The organism is Actinokineospora sp. NPDC051303 (assembly GCF_055586285.1).
On the sequence record NZ_JBVJIN010000082.1, the window covers coordinates 1 to 5,684 of the forward strand.

Sequence of the window (5,684 nt, forward strand, 5' to 3'; positions counted from 1 at the left end):
TCACCGGACCTGCCACCACCCGACCCGACCTCGGTCGGCGCCCCGAGCGGCGTGCTCTACGGCTTCAACGTCGGCTCCCAGGGGCTCGTCCACCACGACCGGTTCGCACTCGACAACCACAACAGCGTGATCCTCGGCCGCTCCGGCGCCGGCAAGAGCTATCTGGTGAAGCTGGAGTTGTTGCGGTCGTTGTACCGCGGGATCGAGATCCACGTCATCGACCCCGAAGACGAATACGCCCGACTGGCCGCCGCGGTCGGCGGAACCCACCTCCACCTCGGCGCCGAACAGGTCCGCCTCAACCCCCTCGATCTGCCGATCCACACCCGCCCCGACGGGCGCCGCACCGCACCCCGCGACGCACTCATCCGCCGGTCACTGTTCCTGCACACCGTCATCTCGGTACTACTCGGCACGGAACTGGCCGCGACCGAACGGGCAGCGCTGGACCGGGCGATCACCGCCACCTACCAACGCGTGGGAATCACCTCGGACCCGCGGACCTGGACCCGCCCGGCACCGCTGCTGGCCGACCTCGCCCAAGTCCTCGCCGGAACCGGTGACCCCGCCGGGGTCGAACTCTCGGCCCGGCTGCACCCGTACGTCACCGGCGCATTCTCCGGCCTGTTCTCCGGACCCACCTCCACCCGCCCGGAAGGGCACCTGGTGGTGTTCTCACTACGGGACCTCGCCGACGAACTCAAACCCATCGGCACGCTGCTCACCCTCGACGCGGTCTGGCGGCAGGTCTCCAACCCCGCCATCCGCAAACCCCGCCTGGTCGTGGTCGACGAGGCATGGCTGCTGATGAAGGAACCCGCCGGTGCCGAGTTCCTGTTCCGCATGGCCAAAGCGAGCCGCAAGCAATGGGCCGGCCTCACAGTCGCCACCCAGGACACCGCCGACGTCCTGGGCACGGACCTCGGCAAAGCCGTCGTAGCCAACGCCGCGACGCAGATCCTGCTACGCCAAGCCTCCCAGGCGATCGACGAGATCACCCGCACCTTCGACCTGTCCATGGGCGAACGCCAATTCCTGCTCTCCGCCGACCGCGGCCAAGGTCTGCTCAGCACCGGCACACAGCGGGTGGCGTTCCAGTCCATCGGCTCACCGGTCGAGCACGAGTTGGTCACGTCCAACCCCGCAGAAATCGCCGCATATTCCGATACCTCATCGGGAATCGAAACCTCTTTCGTCGAACTCGGCGTAGACGACGCCAGAATCACGGACTCGTTCGACGACGGCGACGCGTCGCAGATCGAACTCGACGCCGCCTGACCACTCCGCCACAGGCGCCAATCCGTCCACGCCGAATCGCACCCAAGGGATATCCATGTCTACGTCACCGCCCATTTCCGCCACCGCTGACCGGCCCGCTCGGTTGCTCACGCAAAACAGCGAAATGCGCCAGATCGGCGTGTGGAACTGGTCGCTGCCCGCCTGGGCAGGCCGCTTGGCCGACGGCCGCACCTACAACACCTGCCCCAGCGCCGGAATCTGCGCCCAGGCGTGCTACGCCCGACACGGCACCTACACCTGGCCCGTCGTCCGCGCCAAACACCAGGCCAACCTCATGTACGTCCTCGACGACCTGACCGGCTGGCAGGATGCGATGGCCGCCGAACTCGGCGCGACCAAGTTCCGCGGCGCCTGGATCAGAATCCACGACAGCGGCGATTTCTTCACCGACGCATACCTTCAGGCATGGCTGACCATTTGCCGGGCTCGACCTGACACGAATTTCTACGCCTACACCAAAGAAGTGTCCCGATTCCGGGCCCTTGTCGAGCCTGACCCGCCGCCGAATTTCCTGTGGGTCTACTCCTATGGCGGGACACAAGACGCCGCGCTGAATCCCGCCGTCGACCGGATCGCGGATGTGTTTCCGGATGAGTCCGCGATCGCCGAGGCGGGCTGGGCCTCGCAAGAGGCCAGCGATCTGCTCGCGGTCCTGGGCCCACGGCTGGTCGGTGTGCCTGCCAACCGCATCCCGGCCTACCTCAAGCGGCTGGCCGGGCGCCGGTTCTCCGAGTGGCAAGCCGAAGCCACCGCCGAACGCACAGCCCGCCGAGCCCGCAGGCACCTGCGGCTAGTCGTCGACAACACCCGCCCCGACCACAGCCGGCAGCCCACGGCCGAGCCCAGCCCGGTGCTCGGCGACCGGCCACGGGTGGCCTGACCTCAACTCGCGCCCATCTCGACTGCTTCCGTGGAAGGTTCCCGATGTCCTGGCCAATCACTGCCACATCCCTCTCCGCCCTCGTTCCCGCGCGTGTCGAGCATGCCGTGGACGTGCTCGCCTCCCCCGCCGAGGACTACTTGCGTGATCCGCTCGGCGCGTTCCGGAACGTGCTCGGTTACCTGCGCGACCTCGCCTTGACGTGGGGTCCGATTGTCGGGCCGGTGCTCGTGGTCGCCGTCACCGCTGCGGTCCTCGCGCGGCGCCGGTGGCGGCGCCGCTTCCACCAGCGCCTGGCCACCGATGCCCGCCTGGTCACTGTGCTCGCGCCGCCGACGGTCGACCCGTCCGGGGCGATCACCATGTGGTCCAACCTGGTCGGCCTGCTGCGGCCGGGCTGGAAGCGCCGCTTCGGTGGGCAGCCGCACCTGGCCTTCGAGTTGACCTTCACCGACGACGGTGTGCAGATCCGCCTGTGGGTGCCCGGCTTGGTGCCGCCGGGCATGGTCGAGCGCGCGATCGAGGCCGCCTGGCCCGGCGCGCACACCCGCACCACCCCCGCCACGCCCCCGATCCCGACTACCGCGGCGGCGGGTCGGCGAGTCGAAGCGGTCGGCGGCGAGCTGCGGCTGGCCCGCTCGGAAGCACTGCCCATCCGCACCGAGCATCCAGCCGACCCGATCCGCGCCATGCTCGGCGCACCGGTCGGGCTCGGCCCACACGAACGCGCCTGCGTGCAGATCCTCGCCCGCCCCGTCGCAGGCCACCGCGTCACCAAAGCCCGCCGCGCCGCCCGACGCGTGCACGCGGGCGGGTCGGTCCACTTGGTCGGGCGACTGCTCGACGCCATCACACCGGGCAAGACACCCAAGCCATCGACCAGCACACGAATACCAGGACTGGATCGGCAGACCAGCCTGGAGCACGCCGCCCAGGACCGCGCCGTGGTCGAGAAGCTACGGGCGAACCAGTTCGAGACCCGCATCCGCTACGCCGTGGCCACCACCGTCCCCGAGGACGCCGCCAAGGGTGAGGTCCAGGCGGTGCGGGAGGTCCTGAGGGGACGCGGGCACGCGATCGCCAGCGCGTTCGCCGCCTACTCCGAACACAACTACTACCGCCGCGTCCGGCTGCGCCGTAAACCGGTGAAGACGCTGGCCGAACGCCGTCTCGGCGCAGGCGATCTGCTCTCGATCCCGGAACTGGCCGCGGTCGCGCACCTGCCCGTCGACGAGTCCGCCCCCGGCCTGCAGCGGGCCGGAGCGAAAGCCGTGCCGCCCCCGCCGGGCATCCCCACGACCGGCGAGCAGATCAAACCGCTCGGGCTGTCGGACTCCGGGCACTCCCGCCCGGTCGGGCTGCGCGTCGCCGACGCCCGCCACCACCTGCACATCCTCGGCGCCACCGGTAGCGGCAAATCCGAGCTGATGGCCCGGATGATCCTCGCGGACGCCGAAGCAGGCCGCGGCGTCGTCGTGATCGACCCCAAGGGCGACCTCGTCTCCGACATCCTCATGCGCCTGCCCGAGGCACTCGGCGAGAAAGTCGTCCTCTTCGACGCCGACTCCCGCGCCCGCCCACCAGTGCTCAACCCCCTGGAAGGAGCCGACAAAGCCCGCGCCGTCGACAACCTCGTCAGCATCTTCTCCCGGATCTACGCCTCCTCCTGGGGACCACGCACCGACGACATCCTCCGCGCCGGACTGCTCACCCTCACCGCGATGCCCGGCACACCCACCCTGATCGACCTGCCCAAACTCCTGACCACCACCGCGTTCCGCGAACGCGCCCTCACCCACGTCCACGACGACGTGCTGCGTGGATTCTGGTCCTGGTACGACGACCTGTCCGACGCCAACCGCGCACAAGTGATCGCACCGCTCATGAACAAAATCCGCGGCTTCCTGCTGCGCCCCTTCGTCCGCGCCGCCATCGCAGGCGGAACCTCCACAGTGGACATGGACCACGTCCTCAACACCGGCGGAATCTGCCTCGTGCGCATCGCCCGCGACGCCCTCGGCCTGGACACCGCGAGGCTCGTAGGGTCCATCGTCGTCGCCCGCACCTGGCAAGCCGCCACCCGACGCGCCCGCCTCCCCCAACGCGCACGCCGCGACGCAGGACTCTACATCGACGAATGCCACAACTTCCTCAACATGCCCATCCCGCTGGAAGACATGCTCGCCGAATTCCGCGCCTACGGGCTGGCCATCATCCTCGCCCACCAATACCTCGCCCAACTCACCAAAGAACTCGAAGAAGGCATCTCCACCAACGCCCGCAACAAAACCTTCTTCTCCGCCTCACCCGAAGACGCCAAACGCCTCGCCCGCCACACCCAACCCCGCCTGTCCGAACACGACCTCGCCCACCTCGGCAAATACCACGCCGCCGTGCGGCTCGTGGTCGACGGCGAGGAAGCGCAGCCGTTCACCGTGAAAACCGAGAAGCTGCCGCCCGCGATACCCGGACGCGCCAAAGCAATCCGCAGGGCCGCCAGGGTCAACACCCGCCCACCCGTCACAGGCACCAACGCCGCAACGAGCCACACCAGCCAGCCCACCGCGGACCCCCGCCGCGCGGCCTGACCCGCCGGACTCGCACTCCCACAACACATCCAGACTCACCCCCGCACGCAACTTCCACTCCGCTGCTCCCGCACGCGTAGCCCCGACCGGCCCCCATTCCGGCCCACTGACGAAGCAGCAGAATCACCACCAAGCCCTAGTCCTCCAGAAAGAGCACCGACCACAAGAACCCGCTCTGAGACGTGAGCGCGACACCCCAGCGGGGACTCCCGACAACCATCCCCAGGGGCGAGAGACAACTCCACATCAACTCACATCGAGGAGAAGCCGAGTCGATCGCCAAGCTGGCGGGGCGTTGCACCGAGAACTGTGAGCCCGTACCCGAAGCCACTCGCGTACCGACGTGCTACTTACCTTCCAACCACCGGAGAACACGCAGCGATTGGTCCAGCTCCGCCGAATGCACAGCCGGTCGCTTCTCAGCGAGTCGGCGGCGGATGGTGACCGCTTCGGTGATGGCTTCGAGGGCTTCCTCACGTTGTCCGAGACCGCCCAGGCGCAGCGAGAGGTTGTTCAGGCTGGTGGCCAGGTTGGGGAGGAAGGCGTCGGGGCGGTTGGTGGCGAGTTGGCGGCGGATGGTGACCGCTTCGGTGATGGCTTCGAGGGCTTCCTCACGTTGTCCGAGATCACCCAGGCGCAGCGAGAGGTTGTTCAGGCTGGTGGCCAGGTCGGGGAGGAAAGTGTCGGGGCGGTTGGTGGCGAGTTGGCGGCGGATGGTGACCGCTTCGGTGATGACTTCGAGGGCTTCCTCACGTTGTCCGAGATCACCCAGGCGCAGCGAGAGGTTGTTCAGGCTCATGGCCAGGTCGGGGAGGAAGGCGTCGGGGCGGTTGGTGGCGAGTTGGCGATAGATACCGGTTGCTTCGGTGATGGCTTCGAGGGCTTCCTCATGTTGTCCGAGACCGCCCAGGTGCGCT

4 protein-coding genes are annotated in these 5,684 nt (G+C 68.4%); 3 read left to right on the top strand and 1 reads right to left on the bottom strand.

Going from position 1 to position 5,684, the window contains the following annotated elements; translation table 11 throughout:
- The 3 genes from ACZ6SD_RS31600 to ACZ6SD_RS31610 form a co-directional block, all read left to right on the top strand.
- On the top strand, positions 1–1,278 hold a 1,278-nt coding region (locus tag ACZ6SD_RS31600), incomplete at its 5' end, for a VirB4 family type IV secretion system protein (protein WP_465320685.1).
- Positions 1,279–1,333: 55 nt separating this feature from the next.
- A complete protein-coding gene (locus ACZ6SD_RS31605) occupies positions 1,334–2,179 on the top strand; it encodes a GP88 family protein (RefSeq protein WP_465320686.1) in 846 nt (281 codons plus the stop codon).
- Positions 2,180–2,223: 44 nt separating this feature from the next.
- A complete protein-coding gene (locus ACZ6SD_RS31610; protein WP_465320687.1) occupies positions 2,224–4,767 on the top strand; it encodes a type IV secretory system conjugative DNA transfer family protein in 2,544 nt (847 codons plus the stop codon).
- Positions 4,768–5,113: 346 nt separating this feature from the next.
- Here the strand turns inward: ACZ6SD_RS31610 and ACZ6SD_RS31615 are convergent.
- Positions 5,114–5,684: tetratricopeptide repeat protein (locus ACZ6SD_RS31615; protein WP_465320688.1), on the bottom strand; the 571-nt coding region annotated here is incomplete at its 5' end.